Source organism: Nocardia asiatica NBRC 100129, assembly GCF_000308415.1.
Classification (GTDB): Bacteria; Actinomycetota; Actinomycetes; order Mycobacteriales; family Mycobacteriaceae; genus Nocardia; species Nocardia asiatica.
On the sequence record NZ_BAFS01000100.1, the window covers coordinates 1 to 1,135 of the forward strand.

1 protein-coding gene is annotated in these 1,135 nt (G+C 64.6%); it reads right to left on the reverse strand.

The features are described from left to right. Positions 1–1,135: AMP-binding protein (locus tag ON27_RS09690; protein WP_043722854.1), on the reverse strand; the 1,135-nt coding region annotated here is incomplete at both ends.

Here is a 1,135-nt window from a genome sequence, read left to right on the forward strand (position 1 = left end):
TCGGGTCGACGAGGGTGGAGGTGTCGCCGAGTTCGCGTCCTTCTGCGACGTCGCGCAGGAGGCGGCGCATGATTTTGCCGCTGCGGGTTTTGGGGAGTTCGGGGACGATGTGGATTTCGCGGGGTTTGGCGATGGGGCTGATTTCGCGGGCGACTTCGGCTTTGAGTTCGTCGATCAGGGTGGTGCCGGTGTCTCGGGCTTCGGCTGTGAGGATGACGAAGGCGACGATGCCTTGGCCGGTGGTGGGGTCGGTGGCGCCGACGACGGCGGCTTCGGCGACGGTGTGGTGTCCGACGAGGGCGGATTCGACTTCGGCGGTGGAGATTCGGTGGCCGGAGACGTTCATGACGTCGTCGACGCGGCCGAGGATCCACAGGTCGCCGTCGGTGTCGAGTTTGGCTCCGTCGCCGGCGAAGTACCAGCCTTGTTCGGCGAAGCGTTCCCAGTAGGTGGCTTTGTAGCGTTCGGCGTCGCCCCAGATGCCGCGCAGCATCGACGGCCACGGCTGATCCAGCACCAGGTAGCCGTTGGCTTCGGTTTCGCCGCGTTGCACGGTTTTGCCTTCTTCGTCGACGACTTGGGCGGAGATGCCGGGCAGCGGGGTCATGGCGGCGCCGGGTTTGGTGGCGGTGACGCCGGGCAGGGGGGAGATCATGATGGCGCCGGTTTCGGTTTGCCACCAGGTGTCCACGATGGGGGTGCGGTTGCCGCCGATGATTTCGCGGTACCAGCGCCAGGCTTCGGGGTTGATGGGTTCGCCGACCGATCCGAGTAGGCGGATGCTGGACAGGTCGTGGGCGGCCGGTATCTCTTTGCCCCATTTCATGAAGGTGCGGATGAGGGTGGGGGCGGTGTAGTAGATGGTGACGCCGTATTTTTCGATGATTTCGAAGTGCCGGTGTTCGGTGGGTGAGTTGGGGGTGCCTTCGTAGACGATTTGGGTGGTGCGGTTGGCCAGGGGGCCGTAGACGATGTAGCTGTGGCCGGTGACCCAGCCGATGTCGGCGGTGCACCAGTAGGTGTCGTGTCCGGGTTTGTGGTCGAAGACGTTGTGGTGGGTGTAGGCGGTTTGGGTGAGGTAGCCGCCGGTGGTGTGCAGGATGCCTTTGGGTTTTCCGGTGGTGCCGGAGGTGTA